The organism is Streptomyces sp. V4I8 (assembly GCF_041261225.1).
Classification (GTDB): Bacteria; Actinomycetota; Actinomycetes; order Streptomycetales; family Streptomycetaceae; genus Streptomyces.
Genome location: NZ_JBGCCN010000001.1, coordinates 6,026,318 through 6,049,615 on the forward strand (window position 1 = coordinate 6,026,318; position 23,298 = coordinate 6,049,615).

22 protein-coding genes are annotated in these 23,298 nt (G+C 71.1%); 10 read left to right on the forward strand and 12 right to left on the reverse strand.

Translation table 11 applies throughout. From position 1 onward, the window contains the following. Positions 1 to 33: 33 nt before the first annotated feature. The 3 genes from ABIE67_RS27450 to ABIE67_RS27460 are packed head-to-tail and all read right to left on the reverse strand — an operon-like array spanning position 34 to position 2,516. On the reverse strand, positions 34 to 618 hold the full coding sequence (locus ABIE67_RS27450; RefSeq protein WP_370262764.1) for a flavodoxin family protein: 585 nt from the start codon (positions 616 to 618) through the stop codon (positions 34 to 36). Positions 619 to 663: 45 nt separating this feature from the next. Beyond that, positions 664 to 1,998: an amidase gene (locus ABIE67_RS27455; protein WP_370262766.1), complete on the reverse strand. Its 1,335-nt coding sequence runs from the start codon at positions 1,996 to 1,998 to the stop codon at positions 664 to 666. Further along, positions 1,995 to 2,516: a DUF6668 family protein gene (locus tag ABIE67_RS27460; RefSeq protein WP_370262768.1), complete on the reverse strand. Its 522-nt coding sequence runs from the start codon at positions 2,514 to 2,516 to the stop codon at positions 1,995 to 1,997. The genes ABIE67_RS27455 and ABIE67_RS27460 overlap by 4 nt, the downstream gene beginning before the upstream one ends. A gap of 271 nt (positions 2,517 to 2,787) precedes the next feature. On the opposite strand from ABIE67_RS27460, the gene ABIE67_RS27465 reads away from it, so the two are divergent. Next, complete coding sequence (locus ABIE67_RS27465; RefSeq protein WP_370262770.1) at positions 2,788 to 4,242, forward strand: tetratricopeptide repeat protein; 1,455 nt, start codon at positions 2,788 to 2,790, stop codon at positions 4,240 to 4,242. 68 nt (positions 4,243 to 4,310) lie between these two features. Here the strand turns inward: ABIE67_RS27465 and ABIE67_RS27470 are convergent, their stop codons facing one another. From ABIE67_RS27470 to ABIE67_RS27485, 4 genes are all read right to left on the reverse strand, one after another. Next, positions 4,311 to 5,258, reverse strand: a complete 948-nt coding sequence (locus tag ABIE67_RS27470; protein ID WP_370262772.1) for a M28 family metallopeptidase — start codon at positions 5,256 to 5,258, stop codon at positions 4,311 to 4,313. 206 nt (positions 5,259 to 5,464) lie between these two features. Continuing rightward, on the reverse strand, positions 5,465 to 5,941 hold the full coding sequence (locus tag ABIE67_RS27475) for a VOC family protein (RefSeq protein WP_370262774.1): 477 nt from the start codon (positions 5,939 to 5,941) through the stop codon (positions 5,465 to 5,467). A gap of 234 nt (positions 5,942 to 6,175) precedes the next feature. Continuing rightward, positions 6,176 to 7,129, reverse strand: coding sequence for an EamA family transporter RarD (gene rarD, locus ABIE67_RS27480; protein WP_370262776.1), 954 nt, complete (start codon positions 7,127 to 7,129; stop codon positions 6,176 to 6,178). A 178-nt stretch (positions 7,130 to 7,307) separates the two neighbouring features. Beyond that, positions 7,308 to 8,162 (reverse strand): NAD(P)H-binding protein, encoded by an 855-nt coding sequence (locus tag ABIE67_RS27485; protein ID WP_370262778.1) that lies wholly within the window; start codon positions 8,160 to 8,162, stop codon positions 7,308 to 7,310. A 95-nt stretch (positions 8,163 to 8,257) separates the two neighbouring features. Between ABIE67_RS27485 and ABIE67_RS27490 the strand changes: the two genes are divergently transcribed. Then, on the forward strand, positions 8,258 to 8,662 hold the full coding sequence (locus ABIE67_RS27490; RefSeq protein ID WP_370262780.1) for a winged helix-turn-helix transcriptional regulator: 405 nt from the start codon (positions 8,258 to 8,260) through the stop codon (positions 8,660 to 8,662). Between the two features lie 227 nt (positions 8,663 to 8,889). Here ABIE67_RS27490 and ABIE67_RS27495 read toward each other — a convergent pair whose 3' ends face one another. From ABIE67_RS27495 to ABIE67_RS27515, 5 genes are all read right to left on the reverse strand, one after another. After that, positions 8,890 to 9,969: a 2-oxoacid:ferredoxin oxidoreductase subunit beta gene (locus ABIE67_RS27495; protein WP_370262782.1), complete on the reverse strand. Its 1,080-nt coding sequence runs from the start codon at positions 9,967 to 9,969 to the stop codon at positions 8,890 to 8,892. Further along, positions 9,962 to 11,890 (reverse strand): 2-oxoacid:acceptor oxidoreductase subunit alpha, encoded by a 1,929-nt coding sequence (locus ABIE67_RS27500; RefSeq protein WP_370262784.1) that lies wholly within the window; start codon positions 11,888 to 11,890, stop codon positions 9,962 to 9,964. The genes ABIE67_RS27495 and ABIE67_RS27500 overlap by 8 nt, the downstream gene beginning before the upstream one ends. A gap of 255 nt (positions 11,891 to 12,145) precedes the next feature. Next, positions 12,146 to 12,844 (reverse strand): LuxR C-terminal-related transcriptional regulator, encoded by a 699-nt coding sequence (locus ABIE67_RS27505; RefSeq protein ID WP_370262786.1) that lies wholly within the window; start codon positions 12,842 to 12,844, stop codon positions 12,146 to 12,148. 245 nt (positions 12,845 to 13,089) lie between these two features. Beyond that, positions 13,090 to 14,454: a sensor histidine kinase gene (locus tag ABIE67_RS27510; protein WP_370262788.1), complete on the reverse strand. Its 1,365-nt coding sequence runs from the start codon at positions 14,452 to 14,454 to the stop codon at positions 13,090 to 13,092. Between the two features lie 158 nt (positions 14,455 to 14,612). Continuing rightward, a complete protein-coding gene (locus tag ABIE67_RS27515) occupies positions 14,613 to 15,821 on the reverse strand; it encodes a sensor histidine kinase (protein ID WP_370262790.1) in 1,209 nt (402 codons plus the stop codon). Between the two features lie 314 nt (positions 15,822 to 16,135). Between ABIE67_RS27515 and ABIE67_RS27520 the strand changes: the two genes are divergently transcribed. From ABIE67_RS27520 to ABIE67_RS27555, 8 genes are read left to right on the forward strand one after another with little or no spacing between them, the layout of a single operon-like run. Beyond that, positions 16,136 to 16,558 (forward strand): NADH-quinone oxidoreductase subunit A, encoded by a 423-nt coding sequence (locus tag ABIE67_RS27520; RefSeq protein WP_328424719.1) that lies wholly within the window; start codon positions 16,136 to 16,138, stop codon positions 16,556 to 16,558. Further along, on the forward strand, positions 16,549 to 17,190 hold the full coding sequence (locus ABIE67_RS27525) for an NADH-quinone oxidoreductase subunit B (protein ID WP_370262793.1): 642 nt from the start codon (positions 16,549 to 16,551) through the stop codon (positions 17,188 to 17,190). Before ABIE67_RS27520 ends, ABIE67_RS27525 begins: the two co-directional genes overlap by 10 nt. Continuing rightward, entirely contained in the window at positions 17,187 to 18,689 is a 1,503-nt protein-coding gene (locus ABIE67_RS27530) for an NADH-quinone oxidoreductase subunit C (RefSeq protein WP_370262795.1), read from the forward strand. The genes ABIE67_RS27525 and ABIE67_RS27530 overlap by 4 nt, the downstream gene beginning before the upstream one ends. Then, positions 18,686 to 19,654, forward strand: a complete 969-nt coding sequence (locus ABIE67_RS27535) for an NADH-quinone oxidoreductase subunit H (protein WP_370262797.1) — start codon at positions 18,686 to 18,688, stop codon at positions 19,652 to 19,654. The genes ABIE67_RS27530 and ABIE67_RS27535 overlap by 4 nt, the downstream gene beginning before the upstream one ends. Before the next feature lie 2 nt (positions 19,655 to 19,656). Next, positions 19,657 to 20,226, forward strand: a complete 570-nt coding sequence (locus ABIE67_RS27540) for an NADH-quinone oxidoreductase subunit I (RefSeq protein ID WP_370262800.1) — start codon at positions 19,657 to 19,659, stop codon at positions 20,224 to 20,226. Next, the gene (locus ABIE67_RS27545; protein ID WP_370262802.1) at positions 20,223 to 20,918 is read left to right on the forward strand and encodes an NADH-quinone oxidoreductase subunit J; all 696 of its coding nucleotides are present in this window, start codon (positions 20,223 to 20,225) and stop codon (positions 20,916 to 20,918) included. Before ABIE67_RS27540 ends, ABIE67_RS27545 begins: the two co-directional genes overlap by 4 nt. Further along, positions 20,918 to 21,307 (forward strand): NADH-quinone oxidoreductase subunit NuoK, encoded by a 390-nt coding sequence (gene nuoK / locus ABIE67_RS27550; protein ID WP_370262804.1) that lies wholly within the window; start codon positions 20,918 to 20,920, stop codon positions 21,305 to 21,307. The genes ABIE67_RS27545 and nuoK overlap by 1 nt, the downstream gene beginning before the upstream one ends. After that, on the forward strand, positions 21,304 to 23,298 hold the full coding sequence (locus tag ABIE67_RS27555; RefSeq protein WP_370262810.1) for an NADH-quinone oxidoreductase subunit L: 1,995 nt from the start codon (positions 21,304 to 21,306) through the stop codon (positions 23,296 to 23,298). The genes nuoK and ABIE67_RS27555 overlap by 4 nt, the downstream gene beginning before the upstream one ends.

The following is a 23,298-nucleotide window of genomic DNA, read 5'->3' on the forward strand; positions in this document are numbered from 1 at the left end:
GTGCGGGTATCGGCTCAGCGGCCTCGGGCGGCCTCAGGCGGCCTGGTAAGGGAAGCGGGCGATCGGCGGCTCCTGGGCGAAGAAGGTCTTGGCGCGCGTGAGCGCCGCGGTGTCGTCCAGTACGTCATCGATGCGGCCGCCGTTGCCCAGCAGGACCCCGCCGAAGCGCATGCCGAAGTAGGCGGCCGAGTTGTTGAGGGTGCCGATCAGCGGCTCGGCGACCTCGTGTTCCTTGTGGTAGAGCGCGGTGACGCCCCACAGGGTCCGTTCGGCCATCTTCGCCTTGAAGTCGAGGCCGGGGGTGCGCAGCCAGTTCTCCCACTCGTCCAGGTAGCGCTTGGTGGCGGCGGACACCGAGTACCAGTACAGCGGCGAGGCGATCACCACGTCCGTGGCCGCGAGCGTGGCGTCGAGCAGCAGCGCGGCGTTCCCGGTGGGGGACGGTGGGAGTGCGTCGTCCTGGCGTACGTCCGTGAAGTCCGGCAGTGGGTGGTCGGCGAGGCTGATCCACTCCTGCTCGACGTCCTCGGCCAACTGCTCGGCGGCCTTGCGGGCCAGCACCTCGGTGTTGCCCTCGCTGCGGCTGCTGCCCAGCAGGAACAGGAAGCGGCGGGTCATGGGATCCCCCAGATGGTCGGCGTACGACAATAACTTGCCTGTGCATTATATGCGTACGCAAGGAACTGTCCAGGGTCCGACGACGCTCTCGGCCGCCCGCGCCACGTCGAGCAACAGAGCCTCCCGCCCGTGCGCCGCCACCAACTGGAGCCCGATCGGACACCCGTCCGGCCCGAACCCCGCCGGGATGCTGATCGCCGGATGCCCGCTCAGATTGAACGCCCAGGTCAGCGCGGTGGAGTACCGCTCACCAGGGCCGTCGTGGCCGTGCGGCGAGGTCGGGGCGGTCGGCGTCACCAGCAGCCGGACCTCGGTGAAGAGGGCGGCCAGGCGGCTGTCGTTCGCGGCGCGGATCCGGTGGGCGTCGAGGGCGGCGGCCGGGCCGGTGTCGGCGTCCGGGGTCCGCAGGGCGAGCCATGCCGGGGCCGGGTCGTCGAGGCGGAGCGGATCCCGCGGCCGTACGAGCCGTATGGCACCGGCCTCGGCAAGCCGTACGGCCGTGGCGTGGGCGACGGCCACGACGTCCGGGTCGGGGGAGTCGAAGCCGAGGTCCGGGGACCAGATGGCGGTCGGGGCGTCGTATAGGCCGGCCAACGCGTCGTCCGCGTCGGCACCGGACGACCTCGGGTACGACGGCCTGAGGTGCGCCCCGGCACCGGACGACGTGGAGTTCGACGGCCTGAGGTGCGCCCCGGCACCGGACGGCCTGGCGTACGCCCCGGAACCGGAGCGTCCATCGCCGCCCAGCGCCCCGCCCCCCGCCGACACCACCTCCCAGTACGCCGCCACATCCGCCACGCACCGGGCGAGCACCCCCGGCGCCATCAGCCCCGTGCGGTCGGCCGACGGCAACCGTCCGTTGCCGGCCTTCAGCCCGAGGACCCCGCACCACGCCGCCGGAATCCGCACCGACCCGGCCCCGTCGCTCCCGGTCGCGAGCGGCACCAGCCCCGCCGCCACCGCCGCCGCGGACCCGGCCGAGGAGCCGCCCGGCGTCCGGTCGTGCCGCCAGGGGTTGGCCGTACGGCCGTACCGGCCAAGTCCCCAGGTCTGCCAGGGAGTTCCGGGCCCCGGAACGGACGTCGCCCCGACCGGCACGCACCCCGCCGCGAGCAGCGGGCCCGCTGTCCGCAGCCCATGCCGCCCCTTGACCCCGATCGGCACCCCGGCCAACGGCAGCCGCTCACCCGCGTCGACCCGCGCGTCCACCTCCCCGGCCCGCCGCAGCGCCTCCTCGCCCCACACCTCGATGAAGGCGGACAGGACGGGATCGGCCCGTTCGATCCGTTCGACCGCCGCCGCGACGACATCGACGGCGCGGAGGGCCCGCGAGCGTACGGCCGAGGCGATCTCGGTGGCCGAGGTGGCCGCCGAACTCACCGGGAGTGCCCCGTCAGCCGGGCCAACGCCCCGGCCTCCCGCGGCGGCCGCCCACCCGGTTCGCCGAGCCGCCAGGCGGGCACCCACGGCACCCGGTACACGTCGATGACCGACTCGATCACCTTGACGCGCTCGGCGAGCGGCCGCGGCAGCCGACCCGGCGCGTCCGCGACCAGGACGACGGCATCGAGATCGAGCCCGTGCGGAGCCTCCCCGCGCCGAAAGGCCTCGAGTGCACCGAGGGCGGCGGCCAACCCGGCCGCGTGCGTACGGGCCACGAGCAGCACCGACCGTGGATCGGCGGGACCGGGCCAGGCGCGACCGCAGTCGTGGCCGCCGTAGACGGTGGCGAGCGTGGAGACACCCGCCCCGCCGTGCACGCCGACCCAGGAGAAGCGCCGGGGCGTGGCGGCGGCAGGGGAGAGCGGGGGTTCGTCGGGCAGGGCGACGGGCCCGCGGACCCAGATCTCCGGCCCCGGTTCGGGCCGTCCCCGCTCCACGTGCATGTCACTCCCCATGCCCGCCCTCCTCCCTCGTCACGCCAACGATCTTCGCGTCAGGCATGAGAACGCTGTGACGTGGCACAAGCTCCTGGAACGAGTCTGTGACGTCCCGGTGACGCCCGCGCCGCGCGCGGCCGGAGAGACTCGACAGTACGTGTACGACGTGTCCGATCTGTACTACCGGATGTTGACGCCGGGGAAGCGGAACGCGACGCCGGGAGGGGGCACCATGGGACCCGAACGCGTCGGCCGCGAATCTCGTCGGCGCATGCGAGTGAGGGAAGCGATGTCTCGACTGAGCCGCGCGATGAAGCGGGAACAGAAACATGCCGCGGCCTCTGTGGCCCCCGTGGCCGCGCCGATCGAGGTGCACGTCCCTGCCGTCGGTCCGGGCGCGGGCGGCGCGTCGATCGGCGGCGTACCCGTCATCGCCGCTCCCGGTGAGGAGATCCAGCGCGCTGTCCTGACCCATCTCCAGCGCATCGCCGTCGCCAGCGGGCACCCCGTGCACGCCACGATTCACGACGAGCGCATCGGCTACGTCGTCCCGCTGCGGGTGGCGGAGGACGGGTCCAGTGAGTTCACCGCCGATCCGGTACGGACGGCTCCGCCGGGGGAGCCGTCGGTGCCGGGTGCGTCGGGTGCGTCGGGTGCGTCGAGTGTGCCGGTAGCGCCGGATGCGTCGGGAGCCCTGGGAGTGCCGAGCGTGCCCGGAGCCTCGGGAGACGCCGTACGGCCACCCGCGGACCCGCCCGCGCCACCATCCCCGCCCACGCCGCTTCCGACGGACCCGGCGCCCCATCGGGACAGGCCCACGCATGTCCTACGACCGCTGCCGGGCCCTGCGCCGGACGCCTCGCCCACGTTCCGGCTGCGCGCGGTGCCCGGGTCGGTGCCCGAGCCGGTGCAGGACGCGGTGCCCGGCACGGTCGCGCCGCCGCAGGGGGAGTTCGGCCCGCCGCCAACCATGGACGCGAGGCCGGACCCGAGGGACGTTTCGCAAGGTGCGGTACCGCAAGGTGCCGTACCGCAGGCGGTCACACCGCGATCAGACGTACCGCGATCAGACGTACCGCGAGCCGACGTACCGCGAGCCGACGTACCGCCAGCCGACGTACCGCGAGCCGACCCGGCCTCCGAACCCATCCTCGTCACCCCCTTCCCCTCCGCCCGCGATCTCGACCCGGACCCCGGGCCCACCCCGCCCCGAGGCTTCGACGCCGTGGCCGAAGCCGTCCTCGGCGACGCGCCGCCGGCCACGACCGCCGACGCCTCGCCCTTCGCCGGGCAGATGGCGCAGATCAACGAGGCCGTGAAGGAGGGGCGGACGACGGAGGCGACGGAACTCGCGGAGCGGACGGTGGCGCAGGCTTCGGCCGTGCTGGGGCTGGAGCACTCCGAGGTACTCCGGATGCGTGAACTCGCCGCGTACATCGCTTACCTGGCCGGCGACCCGGAGCGCGCCTGTGGCCTCTCCCTCGACGTGGCCCGGACCCACCACCGCACCCGGGACACGGAGGCGGCGTACGGCAGTCTCCATGGCGCGGCCACGGCGTGGCGGGCGGTGCGGGACCCGGCGCTGGGTCTGACGCTGGGCCGGGATCTGCTCGGCCTGTGGACCGAGCTCATGGCGGAGGGCGGTCCGGCCGCCGAGGACGTCGAGGAGCTGGAGTCGGCCCGCGCCCGCATGGACCGTCTCGCCGCCCGCGCCGCCAGGTCGGCCGAACCGCCCACCGGCTGAACGCCGGTGTGATGGACCGGAGTCCTTGGCCTCGGACTCCTCGGACTTCTTGGCCCCGGAGTCCAGTCCTACTCCGACAGCTCCCACACCGCGTAGGCGACGGCGTCGCTGTTGCGGTTCAGGGCGGTGTCGTTGATGTTGGACGTCGTGTCGCAGGACGAGTGGTAGCAGCGGTCGAAGGACTGCCCCGACGTACCGCCCCACTTGGCCGCCTGCGCCGCTGTCTTCGTACGGCTCGCCCCCGTGAACAGGCCGCCCACCGGCACGCCCGCGCTCTTGAACGGCGCGTGGTCGGAGCGGCCGTCGCCCTCGGTCTCGATCTCGGTCGCGACGCCGAGGCCGGCGTAGTAGTCCTTGAAGGTCTTCTCGATCGCGGGGTCGTCGTCGTAGACGAAGTAACCGGGGTTGGGTGAGCCGATCATGTCGAAGTTCAGATAGCCGCTGATCCTCGCGCGGTTGGCGGTGGAGAGGCTGTTGACGTAGTAGCGGGAGCCGACGAGGCCCAGCTCCTCCGCGCCCCACCAGGCGAAGCGCAGATGCTTGGTGGGGTGGTAGCCGGCCCGCGACACGGCGAGTGCGGTCTCCAGGACCGCCGCCGAGCCGGAGCCGTTGTCGTTGATGCCGGGGCCGGAGGAGACGCTGTCGAGGTGCGAGCCGGCCATGACGACCTGGTTGGTGTCGCCGCCGGGCCAGTCGGCGATCAGGTTGTAGCCGGTGCGGCCGGAGGACGTGAACTGCTGGATCGTCGTCGTGTATCCGGCGGCGTCCAGCTTGGCCTTCACGTAGTCGAGGGAGGCCTTGTAGCCGGGGCGGCCGTGGGCGCGGTTGCCGCCGTTGGCGGTGGCGATGGACTGGAGCTGGGTGAGGTGGGCCTTGACGTTGGCCACGGGGATGTCGGGGGCGGCGGCCAGGGCCTCGGCTCTGGGTGCCGCGCCGGCTATGAACCCGCTGGTCAGAAGCGTGGCGGTCGCCACTGCGGCGGCCGCCGACGCGCGCCAGGAGACGGAGAGCTTCATGTGGGGGGCTCCGAATTCCTTGGGAATCACAGGGATTCCTCAGTGAATGGGGTGCCTGGATGGTCGAGGTGAGCCTGACTCTCCGTCAAGAGTGCTATCCGGCCTTGGAGTTCGGATAGGGAAAACCCTGCATGGCTTCACTGCGCGCACGCCGCATGGCGCACTGTGCGAACGCTGCATACCTCACTTCACGAACCCCGCATGCCTCACTGCACGCAGAACTCGTTCCCCTCCGGATCCGCCATCACCGCCCACTCCCCGCCCGGTTCCTTCATGTGCCGCAGCACACTCGCCCCGAGCCCCCGCAGCCGCTCGACCTCGGCCTCGCGCTCCCCGGCCACCGCGTGCAGATCGAGATGGAGCCGGTTCTTGACGGTCTTCGCCTCCGGCACCCGCTGAAACAGCAGTCGCCGCCCTCGCCCGGTGCCGCTGTCCTTGTCATACGGGTCGTCCGGGTGCCGTACGGCCACCAGGTCCCGGAAGGCGAGACGTGCGTGGAACTCGACGACTTCCTCGTGCGGCAGCACGCCGAGTTCCAGGAGCCGCTCGATGAGGGCGTTGTTGTCCTCGACCTCGTAGCGCAGCGCGGCGGCCCAGAAGTCGGCCTGGGACTGCGGGTCGGCGCAGTCGATGACGAGCTTCCAGTGGAGGGGGGCGGGCGTGGGTACGGGTGCCTGTGTCATACGACCACTCATATGCGGTGCGTGGCCGGGCCGCCAAGGAGAATCGCCGGTCGATGCACTCAAGCGGCAGCCCGAGTGCAGGGGGTCCGAGTGTCAGTCGGCTCGGGTGTCAGTGCCCGGGTATCAGCCGGCGATGAACAGGATGCCGAAGTCCGCGTCCGGGCCGGGGTGTCAGCGGGCCGGGTGTCAGCGGGGCCAGGTGTCAGCGGGTCCGAGTGTCAGCGGGGCCAGGTGTCAGGCGTCCACCACGGCGGACGCAGGCTTCTCCACCCTCGGCACGCTGAACTCGGCCACCCTGCTCCGCCGCGCGGAGCGCCACGCGTCGGCCGTGAGCAGCGTCAACGCCAGCCACACCAGCGCGAACCCGGCCCACCGCTCGGCCGGCATCGCCTCGCGGAAGTACAGGACGCCGAGCAGGAACTGGAAGACGGGCGCCAGGTACTGCAGCAGCCCGAGCGTCGACAGCGGCACCCGTATCGCGGCCGCGCCGAAGCAGACGAGTGGCAGGGCGGTGACGACACCGGTGGCCGCGAGGAGCGCCATACGGCCGGGCCCCTCCGAGGCGAACGTCGACTCCCCGTGCGCCGTCAGCCACACCAGATATCCCAGGGCGGGCAGGAACTGGATCGCGGTCTCCGCGGCCAGCGACTCGACGCCTCCGAGGTTGACCTTCTTCTTGACCAACCCGTACGTGGCGAAGGAGAAGGCGAGGGTGAGGGAGATCCACGGGGGTTGGCCGTACCCGACGGTCAGCACGATCACGGCCGCGAAGCCGACACCGACCGCCGCCCACTGCACCGGCCGCAGCCGCTCCTTCAGCAGCAGCACGCCCATCGCGATGGTGACGAGCGGATTGATGAAGTACCCGAGCGACGCCTCCACCACATGGCCCGTGTTCACGGACCAGATGTAGAGCCCCCAGTTGACGGTGATCACGGCCGCGGCGACGGCGACGAGCGCCAGCCGCCGCGGCTGCCGTATCAGCTCACCCGCCCAGGCCCAGCGTCGTACGAAGACCAGCGCCACCGCCACGAAGACCAGGGACCAGGCCATCCGGTGGGCGAGGATCTCGACCGCCCCGGCGGGCTTCAGCAGGGGCCAGAAGAGGGGAACGAGCCCCCACATCCCATACGCCGCAAAGCCGTTCAGCAGTCCTATCCGCCGCTCACCCTGCGACTTTCCGCTCACGGCCCCTCCTTCGCGCTCACCCGGCCGCGCCCGCGTGGCGGCCTTCACGAAGGTAACGCCGAACACCCCCGCGTGTCATGCCCGTATCGCCATACGGTCATGACACGCGGGGGTTGGACCGCCCGAGACGACGTTTCGGGGCGGGCGCGCCCGCCGTCCGGACAGGCGCCGGCCGCGGTCAGCTCTTGAGCGCGGCGGCGATCGCCTCGGCGAGCGGAGTGGTCGGGCGGCCGGTCAGGCGGGACAGGTCCCCGCTGTCGACGACCAGTTCGCCCTTCTCGATGGAGGTGTCCACCCCGGCGAAGATCGCGGCGAGCGGCTCGGGCAGCCCGGCACCGGTCAGGATGCCGGCGAGGGCCTCGGCGGAGACGGCGTTGTTGGCTATCTCCTTGCCGGTCTGCCGGCTCAGCTCGGCGGCGTACTCGGCGAAGCTCCAGGCGACGTCGCCACCCAGCTCGTACGTCTTGTTCTCGTGCCCCTCGCCGGTCAGTACGGCGACGGCCGCGGCCGCGTAGTCGGCGCGGGAGGCGGAGGAGACGCGGCCCTCGCCGGCGGCGTGGGTGACCGCGTCGTACTGCAGGACCGGCGCCAGGTTCTCGGTGTAGTTCTCGTGGTACCAGCCGTTGCGCAGCAGCGCGTACGGCAGCCCGGACTCCAGGAGGACCTTCTCGGTGTCCCGGTGGTCGTCGGCAAGGGCGGCCGTGAGGCTGCCGGGGGCGCTGGTGTAGGCGAGCAGCGCGGCGTCGGCGGCCTTGGCGGCGTTGATGACGACCTGGTGCTGGCTGACGCGGCCCTTGTCGAACTCGCTGCCGGATATGAGCAGCACCTTGTCGCCGGCCGCGAACAGTCCGTCGAAGGTCTCGGGGGCGTTGTAGTCGGCGGTGGCGATCTTCACGCCGCGCTCGGCGAGGTCGGCGGCCTTCTCGGGGGTGCGGACGACGGCGGTGATCTGGTCAGCCGGAACCTTCTCCAGCAGCTGCTCCACGACATGGCGGCCCAGATGTCCGGTGGCTCCGGTGACGACGATGCTCATGATCAGAACTCCTTGTGGGGTGCGTTGACTCTGCAGCTAACCCTAGGGAGTGCGCTAACTCTGCGAAAGTACCCACTTTGAAGTAAGGTACTGGCATGGCTGTAAGTACTACGGCGGGCATGCCGACGGACAAGTGCGACATCGGCGAGCAGATGTGCCCCTACCGCCTGGTCCTGGAGCACGTCACCAGCCGCTGGGGCGTCCTCGTCCTGATCGAGCTCCTGGACCGCCCCTACCGCTTCAGCGAACTGCGCCGCGCGATCGGCCGCGTCAGCGAGAAGATGCTCACGCAGACCCTCCAGACCCTGGAGCGCGACGGCCTGGTCCACCGCGACGCGAAGCCGGTGATCCCGCCGAGGGTCGACTACTCCCTGACCGACCTGGGCCGCGAGGCGGCCGAGCAGGTGCGCGGGCTGGCGCTGTGGACCAGCGAGCGGATGGGGGAAGTGCAGAAGGCCCGCGAGGTGTACGACGCGCGGAAGACCGACTCGCGTAGCTGAGGGTCTGGCGCCACTGAAGGCCTGGCGCCGCCGAAGGTCACCGCCTGCCGAAGGTCTGGCGCCGCCGAAGGTCACCGCCTGCCGAAGGTCTGGCGCCGCCGAAGGTCACCGCCTGCCGAAGGTCTGGCGCCGCCGAAGGTCTAGCGCAGCTGAAGGCCTCGCGTAACTGAAGCTGAGGGCCCGGTGCCGTACGCCGCCGGGCCCTCAACCTCGTTCGAACGTGCTGGTCAGCCCACCACAGTCCAGGTGTCCCCACCCGCCAGCAGCGCGGCAAGATCCCCCTTGCCGTTCTGCTCGATCGCCGTGTCCAGCTGGTCGGCCATCTGGGTGTCGTACACCGGACGTTCCACCGAGCGGAACACACCGATCGGGGTGTGGTGCAGGGTGTCCGGGTCGGCCAGACGGGACAGCGCGAACGCCGTGGTCGGGGACGCGGAGTGGGCGTCGTGGACCAGGATCTGCGACTCGTTCTCCGGGGTGACGGTGACGACCTTCAGGTCACCGGTCTGCGCATCCCGTACGACGCCGCGCGCACCGTCCGTGCCGAAGCGGATCGGCTGCCCGTGCTCCAGCCGGATCACCGCCTCCTCGGCCTGCTGCTTGTCCTTGAGGACCTCGAAGGCGCCGTCGTTGAAGATGTTGCAGTTCTGGTAGATCTCGATCAGCGCCGTACCCCGGTGGGCCGCCGCCTCGCGCAGCACCTGGGTGAGGTGCTTGCGGTCGGAGTCCACCGTCCGCGCCACGAAGGACGCCTCCGCGCCGATGGCGAGGGACACCGGGTTGAAGGGCGCGTCCAGCGAACCCATCGGCGTCGACTTGGTGATCTTGCCGACCTCGGAGGTGGGCGAGTACTGGCCCTTCGTCAGGCCGTAGATCCGGTTGTTGAACAGCAGGATCTTGAGGTTGACGTTCCGGCGCAGGGCGTGGATCAGGTGGTTGCCGCCGATCGACAGCGCGTCACCGTCACCGGTCACCACCCACACGCTCAGGTCCCGCCGCGAGCTGGCCAAGCCCGTCGCGATGGCGGGGGCGCGGCCGTGGATGGAGTGCATGCCGTACGTGTTCATGTAGTACGGGAAGCGGGACGAGCAGCCGATGCCCGAGACGAAGACGATGTTCTCCTTGGCCAGGCCCAGCTCCGGCATGAAGCCCTGGACCGCGGCGAGGATCGCGTAGTCACCGCAGCCGGGGCACCAGCGCACTTCCTGATCGGACTTGAAGTCCTTCATGGACTGGCGGGCCTCGGCCTTGGGGACGAGTGAGAGCGCCTCGATCGTGCCCGTGCCTTCCGTGGACGTCTCAGCCATCGATGGCCTCCTTGAGCGCCTTGGCGAGCTGTTCCGCCTTGAACGGCATGCCGTTGACCTGGTTGTACGAGTGGGCGTCCACCAGGTACTTCGCCCGGATCAGGGTGGCGAGCTGGCCGAGGTTCATCTCGGGGATCACCACCTTCTCGTAGCGTCCGAGTACCACGCCCAGGTTGCGTGGGAACGGGTTCAGATGGCGCAGATGCGCCTGCGCGATCGACTCGCCGGCGTTGCGCAGCCGGCGGACCGCGGCCGTGATCGGGCCGTACGTCGATCCCCAGCCCAGCACCAGTGTCGTCGCCTTGTGCGGGTCGTCGACCTCCAGGTCCGGCACCTCGATGCCGTCGATCTTGGCCTGGCGGGTGCGGACCATGAAGTCGTGGTTGGCCGGGGCGTAGGAGATGTTGCCCGTCCCGTCCTCCTTCTCGATGCCGCCGATCCGGTGCTCCAGGCCCGGCGTACCCGGGATCGCCCAGGGCCGGGCGAGGGTCTGCGGGTCGCGCTTGTACGGCCAGAAGACCTCGCTTCCGTCCTCCAGGGTGTGGTTCGGTCCCTGGGCGAACTGCACGGTCAGGTCCGGCAGCTCGTCCAGCTCCGGGATCCGCCAGGGCTCCGAGCCGTTGGCCAGATAGCCGTCCGACAGCAGCATCACCGGCGTCCGGTACGTGAGCGCGATCCGTGCCGCCTCCAGGGCCGCGTCGAAGCAGTCCGCCGGAGTACACGGGGCGACGATCGGCACCGGCGCCTCGCCGTTGCGGCCGAACATGGCCTGCAACAGGTCCGCCTGCTCGGTCTTGGTCGGCAGGCCCGTCGAAGGTCCGCCCCGCTGGATGTCGATCACCAGCAGCGGCAGCTCCAGCGACACGGCCAGCCCGATGGTCTCCGACTTCAGCGCCACGCCGGGGCCGGAGGTCGTGGTCACCGCCAGCGAGCCGCCGAAGGCCGCCCCCAGCGCCGCCCCGATGCCGGCGATCTCGTCCTCGGCCTGGAACGTCCGTACGCCGAAGTTCTTGTGCTTGCTCAGCTCATGCAGGATGTCCGAGGCCGGGGTGATCGGATACGAGCCCAGATACAGCGGCAGGTCCGCCTGGCGGGACGCGGCGACCAGTCCGTAGGACAGGGCGAGGTTCCCGGAGATGTTCCGGTACGTGCCGACCGGGAAGGCCGTCGTCGCCGGGGCGATCTCGTACGAGACGGCGAAGTCCTCGGTCGTCTCGCCGAAGTTCCAGCCCGCCCGGAAGGCGGCGATGTTGGCAGCCGCGATGTCCGGTTTCTTGGCGAACTTCGAGGTCAGAAACTTCTCGGTGCCCGCGGTCGGGCGGTGGTACATCCAGCTCAGCAGGCCCAGGGCGAACATGTTCTTGCTGCGCTCGGCCTCCTTGCGGCTGAGGTCGAACTCCTTCAGCGCCTCGACCGTCAGGGTCGTCAGCGGCACCGGATGGAGGCTGTACCCGTCGAGCGAGCCGTCCTCCAGCGGCGAGGAGTCATAGCCCACCTTCTGCATCGCCCGTTTGGTGAACTCGTCCGTGTTGACGATGATCTCCGCGCCGCGCGGCAGATCACCGATGTTGGCCTTCAGGGCCGCCGGGTTCATCGCGACCAGCACGTTCGGCGCGTCGCCCGGAGTGAGGATGTCGTGGTCGGCGAAGTGCAGCTGAAAGGACGACACGCCCGGCAGGGTGCCGGCGGGGGCACGGATCTCGGCCGGGAAGTTCGGCAACGTCGACAGGTCGTTGCCGAAGGACGCCGTTTCCGAGGTGAAACGGTCGCCGGTGAGCTGCATACCGTCGCCCGAGTCCCCCGCGAAACGAATGATCACCCGGTCCAGCCGGCGGACGTCCTTCGTCCCTGCCGGTTTGCGCTGCTCTCCCACGACGGCTTCGTCGGCCTGCTCCGCTGGGCTACTGACCTGGCTGGTCACTGAACTGGACCTCCCTCGAGGCGGCTGTCTGGGCATGGCCTTCCCGCAAGCCTTCCCAGGATCAACCCTACGTCCGCAAAGGTCGCCCTCCCCGGGCCATTCGCATGACGGACATGGATTTGAGATGGTTCGCCACCCGGACTTGTCATGATTTACACGCCCCCCGGCGCTTCTTTGAAGACGCTCCCCGCTCGTTCCTTGGTTCTAGGTCCCCGTCTCGCCCGGAACCCACGTGTCTGACACAGTGTCAGATGGTCAGGAGTTCAGATAGGTGAGGACCGCCAGAACCCGACGGTGATCCCCGTCGCTCTGCGACAGTCCGAGCTTCAGGAAGATGTTGCTGACGTGCTTCTCGACCGCTCCGTCGCTCACCACCAGCTGCCGGGCGATCGCCGAGTTGGTCCGCCCCTCGGCCATGAGTCCTAGGACCTCCCGCTCACGCGGCGTGAGCCCCGCGAGCACGTCCTGCTTACGGCTGCGGCCCAGCAACTGGGCGACGACCTCCGGGTCGAGGGCCGTACCTCCTTGCGCCACCCGCACGACCGCGTCCACGAACTCCCGAACCTCCGCCACACGGTCCTTGAGCAGATAGCCGACGCCGCGGCTGGAGCTGGCCAGCAGTTCCGTGGCGTACCGCTCCTCCACGTACTGCGACAGGACGAGTACCCCCAGTCCGGGGTGCGACTTGCGCAGCTGTACGGCCGCCCGTACTCCTTCGTCGGTGTGGGTCGGCGGCATTCTCACGTCCGCCACCACCACATCCGGCAGCTCGCCCTGTCCGTCCAGCCCCGTGATGGTCTTGATCAGCGCCTCGCCGTCTCCGACCCCCGCCACGACCTCGTGCCCACGGTCGGTCAACAGCCGGGTCAGCCCCTCCCTGAGCAGCACCGAGTCCTCGGCGATGACTACCCGCACCCTGTCCTCCACGATCCCCGGCCCCCCGTGCCTTGGCATTCGGCCGAGCGTGTCCCGGCCCTGTCGTCCCTCGCGCACTCAGTATCCCGCGATCGGCTCTTCCGCACCGGGCCTGTGGATAACCTGCCCGCGGCAGTTCGGATCGCATGGGCGCGAAGGGGGCGACCGCGGGGCGCGTGCTCGTGCAATGCTCAGGGAGTGCTTGCCAACAAACGGAAGACCGGCCCCGGGATAAACCGGAGCCGGATCCCCACCTCAGCGGGCGCTCGAACGGCACACCCGGACTAGACGGTCCGCCAGGGAAGCTCCGCCGTCACCCGGGTGGGCCCGCCGACCGGCGAGTCGACCACCAGAATCCCGTCCACCGCGTCCAACCGCTCGGCCAGCCCCGCCAGCCCCGAACCACCGGAGGTGCCCGCGCCGCCGATCCCGTTGTCCACGACCTGCAGCATCAGCCGGTTCTCCACCCGCCACACATCGACGGCCGCCCAGGTGGCCCGCGCGTGCTTGCTGATGTTCTGCAGCAGCTCCGACACGGTGAAGTAGGCGATCCCCTCGATCGCCGGCACCGGCCGCTCGTCCAGATCCACCTGGACCTCCACCGGCACCGCGCACCGCGAGGCCACCGCCGACAGGGCCGCGTCCAGCCCACGGTCGGTCAGCACCGCCGGATGGATCCCGCGCGCCAGATCCCGCAGCTCCTGCAGCGCCGTCTTCACCTCGCCGTGCGCCTCGTCGACCATCCGCGCCGCCGCCTGCGGGTCCTCCGCCAGCTTCTCCTTCGCGAGGCCGAGGTCCATGGCCAGGGCCACCAGACGGGCCTGGGCGCCGTCGTGCAGATCGCGCTCGATGCGCCGCAGGTCGGCAGCGGCCGTATCGACGACGACACCGCGGTCCGACTCCAGCTCCACCACGCGCGTGGCCAGCCGCGACGGCCCGAGCAAGCCGTGCACCAGCAGCCGGTCCACCATCGTCAGCGCCCGCACGATCCAGGGCGTGGCCAGCGTGAACAGCAGGCCCACCAGCGCGGTGACCGTGATCTCGAAGGGGTTGTCGAGGTAGATGCGGTGGGTCTCGTCGCCGTACAGCTGAAGGCCGTCCTGACCGGCCCACACCGGGAAGACCCAGAACCACAGCGGATACGTCAGCAGCGCCCAGCCGTACGCCCAGACGTTCACGGCGACGACGAAGGAGAACACCGCCCACGGGAAGTGCAGCACCGCGTACAGCGCACTCCGCCACGACGTCCCGCTCTTCAGTACGGCGCCCATCCACGCCATGAAGCCGCGCCGGCGCATCCGCAGCGGCTCCGGGTCGGCCACCTCCAGGTCCAGCAGCGCACGCGCGCGTGCCCGCTCCAGCGCCCCGAAGCCCCGGCAGCCGGCCAGGCCCGCCGCCAGCACCGGGATGCCCAGGAACGTCACCAGCAGGCCCGCGCCCAGCGACACCATCGTGATGGCGTACACGAACAGCAGGATGCTGATCGGCAGGCTCAGCAGCACGTACCCGAACTCCCGCCAGCTGCGTGCCTCGAACGGCGCCCGCAGCCCGGCCGGCAGCCGGTGCCGTCGCTCGCCGCCGTGCTCGGGAAGGCCGCGCTCGGGGTAACCGAGCCCGTGCCCGTAGCCCTGTCCGTACTCCGTGGCCATCGGCGTCGTCCGTTCTCCTCGTCCCGTCAGCCCCGCCGCCGGGGCTGTGCCGTCGTACCTCCACCCTGCTCGACCGCAGGTCCGCGGACCATGGAGGCCGTCGGCGTCTCGAACGGGGGGTTTTCCCTACCCCTGACCGGGCCCTGCCCCCGCTCCGGCTACCCCTGCCCGGGGACGCGGTCCCGCCACGGCAGTTCCGCCGTCACGGTCGTCGGACCGCCCTGCGGTGACTCGATGACGAACAGGCCGTCCACGGCGTCCAGCCGGTCGGCGAGCCCACGCATGCCCGTACCGCCGTCGAGGCGCGCACCGCCCCGCCCGTCGTCCCACACCCGGATGAGCAGCCGTTCGTCCGATCGCCACACATCCACCGACGCCGACTTCGCACCGCTGTGCTTGCTGATGTTCTGCAGCAGCTCGGAGACGGTGAAGTAGGCGATGCCCTCGATGGCCGCCGCGGGTCTGGACAGCAGGTCGACGGTCACCTTCACCGGCACCGTGCACCGCGAGGCCACCGCCGACAGGGCGGCGTCCAGGCCGCGGTCGGTCAGGACGGCCGGATGGATGCCCCGCGCCAGGTCCCGTAGCTCCTGCAGCGCGAGCTTCACCTCGCCATGGGCCTCCGCGACCATCGTCGCCGCCGCGTCCGGATCCTCCAGCAGCTTCTCCTTGGCCAGGCCCAGCCCCATGGCCAGGTTGACCAGCCGGGCCTGCGCGCCGTCGTGCAGATCGCGTTCGATGCGCCGCAGGTCGGCGGCGGCCGTATCCACGACGACCCCTCGGTCCGACTCCAGTTCGGCGATACGGCGCTCCAGCTCGTCGGAGGGCGACAGCAGGCCGCGCACCATCGCCCGGTCCGCGTTCGACAGGCCCCGCGCGATGAACGGCAGCACCGGCCACAGCACGAACAGCGAGGTCAGCGTGATGGTGAAGGTGAGGATGCCCCAGGGCAGGCGGATGAAGTCGTACAGGATCGTGCGCCAGCCGACGGGGTCCTTCAGCGCCAGCCACAGCTGCGGGAAGAAGCCGTCCTTGCCGCCGCGCAACGGCATCGGACTCGGCTCGTCCACCCGCACCCCGAGCAACGCACGCGCGCGTGCCCGCTCCAGCTTGCCCAACTGCCGCGCGCCCATCAGCCCGGCCGCCAGCAGCGGGAATCCGATCACCGTCAGGGTCAGGAAGGCGCCCGTGGACAGCACCACCACGACGTAGGTGAAGCCGAGCAACGACAACGGCAGGTTCGCCAGGAGATGCGCGATCTCCTTCCAGGTGTGCCGGTCGTAGGCGAAACGGGCGGGCGGCAGCGGCGGCTGGTCGCCGTCGGACCGCCCGGAGGCGTCCCGCGAAGGGGTGGGGCGTTCGGTCATATGGGCTAGCGTGCCGCGCGCTGCGCCGCAGCGCCATGAGGCGGACCGCCGCTGTCCTCCGGGGGAAATCCCCACCCCCGGGAGGACGAGGCATCGGCGGCCGTATCCCGAAGACGGTCTTGGCTGCGGCTGGGCGAGAGTCTCGACAAGATCTCAACGTGTGACTGGCTGCTTACGGTGTCTTTAGCAGGGCCTAGACTCCCGTGCGTACAGATCGTCGAACAGCGGTGTTCACGAGATCACAATCGCAGGACACTGGTGTTGTCGCAGGGCACCGGTCACGAGGTAACGAGGTCAGGGAGCGAGGGGCGGACGTGTCGGAACAGACCGTCGTCGTCGCGGCGGATGTGCATTACGTCGTCGTCTCGGCGGACTACTTCCAGTCCTACTCGGTCGTCGGACTGCTGGCCGTCATCGGCGTGCTGTTCGTCGCCGTCGCCTTCGGGGCGGGCCGCCTGCTGCGCCCCGTGGTCCCCACGCCCGAGAAGCTCCTGACGTACGAGTGCGGCGTCGACCCCGTCGGTGAGGGCTGGGCCCACACCCAGGTCCGCTACTACGTGTACGCCTTCCTCTACGTGATCTTCGCCATCGATTCGATCTTCCTGTTCCCCTGGGCCACGGTCTTCGCCGACCCGGGCTACGGCGCGACCACCCTCGTCGAGATGTTCATCTTCCTCGGCTTCCTGGCCGTGGGCCTGCTCTACGCATACAAGAAGGGCGTCCTGGCATGGACGTGACGCCAGACACCGAAGGGCAGCCCGTTCTGCTGCCGGAGCCGAAGCGGCTGGGCGCGCTGGCCCGCCTGGCCCCGGAGCCGATGAAGGTGATCCTCAACTGGGGCCGCCGCTACTCGCTCTGGGTCTTCAACTTCGGCCTCGCCTGCTGCGCGATCGAGTTCATCGCCGCGTCGATGGCCCGCCACGACTTCATCCGCCTCGGCGTGATCCCGTTCGCGCCGGGCCCGCGCCAGGCCGACCTGATGGTCGTCTCCGGCACGGTCACGGACAAGATGGCCCCGGCCGTGAAACGCCTGTACGAGCAGATGCCCGAGCCGAAGTACGTCATCTCCTTCGGGGCCTGCTCCAACTGCGGCGGCCCCTACTGGGACTCCTACTCCGTCACCAAGGGCGTCGACCAGATCATCCCGGTGGACGTGTACGTCCCCGGCTGCCCGCCCCGCCCCGAGGCGCTGCTCCAGGGAATCCTGAAGCTCCAGGAGAAGATCGCCCGGGAGTCGCTGGGCGAGCGGTACGGCAGCGGGACGGCGCGCCCCTCCGCGGCGGCGCTCCAGAGCGGTCTGGTCAGCGCTCCGGAGGCGCCGGGCCCCGGTGGCGTGAGGGGCACGGGCGCGGGGGAGGGCGACCGATGACGACGACCGGTTGGCTGCCCGCCCCCGTCGAGGACCTCTTCGGCCCGGAGGCCACCGCCGAGGAGTCGTACGAGGTCCTCACGGTCGACGTGCCTTCCACGTCCTGGCTCACGGCCCTGGAGGCCGCCCGCGACGAACTGGGCTGCACCTACTTCGACTGGCTGAGCGCGGTCGATGAACCCGGCACGGGCTTCCGCGTCGCCGCCCACGTCGCCGCCCTGTCTCCGGTACGACGCCTGCTGGTCCGTACGACCGTCCCGCACGAGGCGCCCACGCTGCCCTCGGCGGTCGGCGTGTACGCGGGCGCCGCCTGGCACGAACGCGAGACGCACGAGATGTTCGGCGTCCTGTTCGCCGACCACCCCGCCCTGGACCACCTCCTCCTCCCGGACAACTTCGAGGGCCACCCCCTCCGCAAGGACTTCGTCCTGGCAGCCCGCGTCGCCAAGGCCTGGCCCGGCGCCAAGGAACCCGGCGAGTCCGAACACGGCGGCCCCAAGCGCCGCCAGATGCTGCCCCCCGGCGTCCCCGACCCGAACGAATGGGGCCCCCTGAAGGGCCAGCTCCCCCCCGCCCCGGCCCGCCCGGCCAGAGGCGCGGGGCGCGCGGCGGGAGAACGCCCGGCCAGGGCAGCGGGAGAACGCCCAGTACGGCGTGCCCGTACGGCAGCGGAGGGCTCGGCCAGCCAGGCGGAGGCCCCGGCTGCGGGCACTGCTCCGGCGTCCGGCGCGGGTGCGACGCGGCGGGCGCGTACGGCGTCGGAAGGGTCGGTCAGCCAGCAAGGGGCGGTCAGCGGGCAGGGAGCGGCTTCGGCCGCAGACGGTTCAGCGGGCCGGACGGCCGCCGCAGGAGCGGCCGAGCCCCCGACGGAGGCGGGCGCGTCTCCGGCGGGCACCGGCACGCCGCCGACCACACCTCGGCGTTCGAGGAGCGCCGGCCAGGGCTCGGCGAGCCAGCGGGCCGAGGCGCCGACGGACACGACGAGCGAGGGAGCGGGGGACGGGCCGCAGACGGCAGCGACCTCCACCCCGCCCGCTCGGCGGACACGCAGCGCGAGCGAAGGCTCGGCATCGCAGCGCCCGGGAACGGGCACCGCCCCGGCCGGCCCCCGCCGCTCACGCAGCGCCTCGGACGGCTCCGCAAGCCAGAGGCCGACTTCCGAGGCGCCGCCGACACCGGACACGACTCCGTCCGGCACACCTGCGTCAGATGCTGCTGCGTCAGAGGCGGCCGCGTCAGAGGCAGCTCCGACACCCCCCACAGCCCCCCGAAGCCCGGACGCCCCCTGGCACCACGCCCGCCCCGCCTTCGACGAGCCCGAGCCGCAGCCCGCGTCGGCCCCCGACCAGCCCGGCCGTCCCGAGCCCGGTGAGGCCACCACTGACGAGGCCACCACCGACGAGCGCGGTGACACCGCAGACTCCACCGACGACCCCACAGAGCCAACCGACCCCACCGATCACAGCGATCGCACAGACCCCGCAGGAGGCCCGCAGTGAACGACGCGCTGGACGTCACCCTGCGACTCCTGATCGTCTTCGTCGTCTTCCTCACCTTCCCCCTGCTCATCGGCCAGACCGAGCACAAGGTCATGGCCCATATGCAGGGCCGCCTCGGCCCGATGTACGCGGGCGGCTTCCACGGCTGGGCCCAGCTCGTCGCCGACGGCGTGAAGTTCGCGCAGAAGGAGGACATCGTCCCGACGGGCGCGGACCGCCGTATCTTCCAGCTCGCCCCCGCGGTGGCCCTCCTCCCCTATCTGCTCGTCCTCCTCGCCATCCCCATCGGCCCGGGCGAGGGCGCGGTCGGGGAGGTCATCGACGCGGGCATCTTCTTCGTCCTGGCGGTCATGGGCGTGGGCGTCCTCGGCTCGCTCATGGCCGGCTGGGCCTCCGCCAACAAGTTCTCCCTCCTCGGAGGCCTCCGCACCGCCGCCCAGCTCCTGGCCTACGAACTCCCGATGCTGCTCACCGCCGCCTCCGTGGCCATGGCGGCCGGCACCGTCTCCCTCCCCGGCATCCTCGATGCCTTCGAGTGGTGGTGGCTGCCCTGGCAGATCGTCGGCGCGATCGTCTTCTTCGTCGCCGGACTCGCCGAGCTCCAACGCCCGCCCTTCGACATGCCCGTCGCCGACTCGGAGATCATCTTCGGTGCCTACACCGAGTACACCGGCCTCCGTTTCGCTCTCTTCCTCCTCGCCGAGTACGCCGGAATCGTCGTCCTGTGCGGCCTGACCACCGTCCTCTTCCTGGGCGGCTGGCACGGCCCCTGGGGCGCCGACGGCCTGGGCTGGGTCTGGACCCTGCTCAAGACGGCCGTCCTCGCCTTCATCGTGATCTGGCTCCGCGTGACCTATCCCCGTCTGCGTGAGGACCAGCTCCAGAAGCTCTCCTGGACCCTCCTCGTCCCCCTCTCCCTCGCCCAGATCGCCCTCACCGGCGTCGTCAAGGTGGTGATCCAGTAACCATGGCCCCCATCCCCGGCTCCGGCCTCGCCAAGGGCCTGGCCGTCACCCTCCGCACGATGACGAGGAAGTCCGTCACCGCGCAGTACCCGGACACCCAGCCCGACCTCGCGCCCCGCACCCGCGGCGTGATCGGCCTGTTCGAGGAGAACTGCACGGTCTGCATGCTGTGCGCCCGTGAGTGCCCCGACTGGTGCATCTACATCGACTCCCACAAGGAGACGGTCCCGGCAGCGACCCCAGGCGGCCGCGAACGCAGCCGCAACGTCCTCGACCGCTTCGCCATCGACTTCTCCCTGTGCATGTACTGCGGTATCTGCATCGAGGTGTGTCCTTTCGACGCCCTGTTCTGGTCCCCGGAGTTCGAGTACGCCGAGACCGACATCCGCGACCTCACCCACGAGCGCGACAAGCTCCGCGAGTGGATGTGGACCGTCCCGGCCCCGCCCGCCCTCGACCCCGGCGCGGAGGAGCCCAAGGAGATCGCCGCCGCCCGCAAGACCGCCGAGAAGCTGGCGGCCGCCCAGGCCGAGCCGAAAGAGCCGACCGAGCCGCAGGAGGGCGAGTCGTGAGTCCCACCCACGCCGCGCTGACCACGGCCGCCGACACACACGGCTTTCTCTCCCCGACCGGCGTCGAGATCGTCTTCCTCCTCGTCGGCCTGGTCACCTTCGGCGCCGCCCTGGTCACCGTCACCACCCGGCAGCTGGTGCACGCCGCCCTGTGGCTGGTGGTCACGCTCGGCGGCCTCGCCGTCGAGTACCTCCTGCTCACCGCCGAGTTCATCGCCTGGGTGCAGGTCCTCATCTACGTCGGTTCCGTCGTCGTCCTCCTTCTGTTCGGTCTGATGCTCACCAGGGCCCCCATCGGCCGCTCCCCGGACGCCGACTCCGGCAACCGCTGGGCCGCCCTCACCGTGGCCCTGGCCTCCGCGGCCACCCTGGTCTGGGTGGTCGTCGACGCCTTCCGCACGACCTGGATCGACCTCGACGGGCCCGCCGCCGGCTCCACCAGGGCCACCGGCGAAAGCCTCTTCCAGAACTGGGTCCTCCCCTTCGAGGCCCTCTCCGTCCTCCTCCTTGCCGCCCTGGTCGGCGCGATCGTCCTGTCCCGCAAGGCGAAGGCGGAGTCGAGCTCTCCCCCTATGAACTCCCGGGCCAAGACCGGGAGTTCCCCATCCGCCCCGGATTCCCGCAATCACCCGATCCGGCGAAATGGGTCGTCCGAGGGAACTGAGCCGACCGAGCAGGAAGGCGCCCGCTGATGCACCTCGCCTACCCCGCCGTACTCTCCGCCCTCCTCTTCTGCACCGGCCTGTACGGCGTCCTCGCCCGCCGCAACGCGATCCTGGTCCTGATGTCGGTCGAGCTGATGCTCAACGCCGTCAACCTCAACCTGGTCGCCTTCGACGTCTGGCTCAGCAAGGCCGCCGAGGAGACCCTGCACTCCGGCCAGGCCCTGACCCTGTTTACGATCACCATCGCCGCCGCCGAGATCGGCATCGGCCTGGCGATCGTCCTCGCCGTCCACCGCAACCGCGGTACCTCGGACATCGACAAGCTCCGCGACACCGCCGAGGGTCACGAAACCGACGGCCCCGACCGCGACGCCTCCACGGCCGCGCAGGCCGAGAAGGCTGAGGCCACCGCGTGACCACGACCACCCTCGCCGTCCTCGTCCCCCTCCTGCCGTTCCTGGGCGCCGCGGCCGGCCTGCTCCTGGGCCGTACGGCCCCCGGCTTCGTCCGCCCGTTCGCCGTACTGCCGGCGCTCGCGTCCCTCGTGCTCGCCGCGGTGGTCGCCGTGCGCCAGGGCGGCGACCAGGCGATCAACGCCGCCACCGAGCTCACGCCCACCGGTTCGGTCCCGATCGAACTCGCCCTGCACATCGACGGCTTCGCCGCCCTCGTCGCCGTACTCGTCGGCGTCGTCGCCACCTGCGTGCAGATCTACTCCACGGGTTACCTGCGCGAGGACCCGCGCTACCCCTCGTACGCCGCGCTCGTCTCCCTTTTCACCTCCGCGATGCTGCTCGTCGTCTACTCCGGCGACCTGATGGTGCTGCTGGTCGGCTGGGAGATCATGGGCATCTGCTCGTACTTCCTGGTCGGCCACTACTGGGAGACCCCGGAGGCCCGCGCCGCCTCCATCAAGGCCTTCCTGGTGACCAAGCTCGGTGACGTCCCCTTCCTCATCGGACTGTTCGCGCTGGCCACCGACGCCGGTTCCTTCCGCATCACGAAGATCCTCGGCACCGTCGCGAGCGGCGGACTCGACCATCCGACGCTGATCGCCCTGCTGCTCCTGGCCGGCGTGGCGGGCAAGTCGGCGCAGTTCCCGCTGCACACCTGGCTCCCCGACGCGATGGCGGGCCCGACGCCCGTCTCCGCGCTGATCCATGCCGCGACCATGGTCGCCGCCGGTGTCTACTTCATCGCCCGTCTCCTCCCGGTCTTCGAGGCCTCCCAGGCCGCGATGATCGTCCTCGCCGTGATGGCCGCCGTCACGATGATCGGCTCGGGCCTGGCCGCGCTCGCCCAGGACGACATCAAGCGCGTCCTCGCCTACTCGACGATCGGCCAGCTCGGCTACATGACCGGTGCGCTCGCTGTCGCCGACCGCGGTGCCGCCGTCTTCCACCTCCTCTCGCACGGCGCCTTCAAGGCGCTGCTGTTCCTCGCGGCCGGCGTGATCATCCACGCCGCCGGCACCAACTCGCTGGCCGCCATGTCCCGCATGACCCATCTGCGCGACCGCGTCCCCGACGCCTACTGGACGATGACCGTGGCGCTCCTCGCGCTCGCCGCGATCCCGCCGTTCAGCGGCTTCTTCTCCAAGGAGTCCGTCCTCGGCGCCGCCGAGCACGCAGCCGCCGGCCACGCCGAGCGCGTCCCGGGCGCCTCCGGCTGGGTCGTCCTCGTCGCCGGCCTGCTCACGGCCCTGCTCACCGCCGCCTACGCGATGCGGTTGTGGCTCCTGGCCTTCCACGGCCGGGGCGCCGAGGCCCCCGACCACGGCAGGCAGCCGCTGACGATGACCGTGGTGCTGTGGGTGCTCGCTGTCCCGTCCCTCGCCGTCGGCGCCCTCGCCTACCGCGTGCTCCCCGACTGGTTCGACGGCCGCGACCTCGCCCCGACCCTCACCACCTCCGTCCTCGGCACGGGCGTGGCCCTGGTCGGCGGCATCATCACCTACGCGGCCTGGCGCCACACCACGGCCCTGGCGGCGCGCGTCCCGCTGGGTGCGGTCGCGGCCCACCCCGAGGGGGACGCCGCCCAGGTCGAGGCCGAGGCCATCGCCAGCCACGCGCCCGTGTACGGGGGAGTGGCCTACGCACCCGACCCGGCGGACCCGGGCCGGCTGCTGCTCGGCCCGCTGCACCGCCATGCCGCCGTCGGCTTCCACCTCGACGCCGTCTACCGGGCGCTGTTCGTCCGCCCGGTCCAGGCCGGGGCGAGTCTCGTCCGGTTCCTCGACCGCGAGGTCGTCGACACCTACGTCCGTGGGGCGGGTGCGCTACCCCGCTGGCTCGGCGTCGCCGTACGGCGCGCCCAGACCGGCAATGTGCAGACCTATGTGAGCGCGCTGCTCGCCGGCACCGTCGTCCTCGCGGTCGCCGCCGTCCTCGTCGCCACGGGAGCGTGA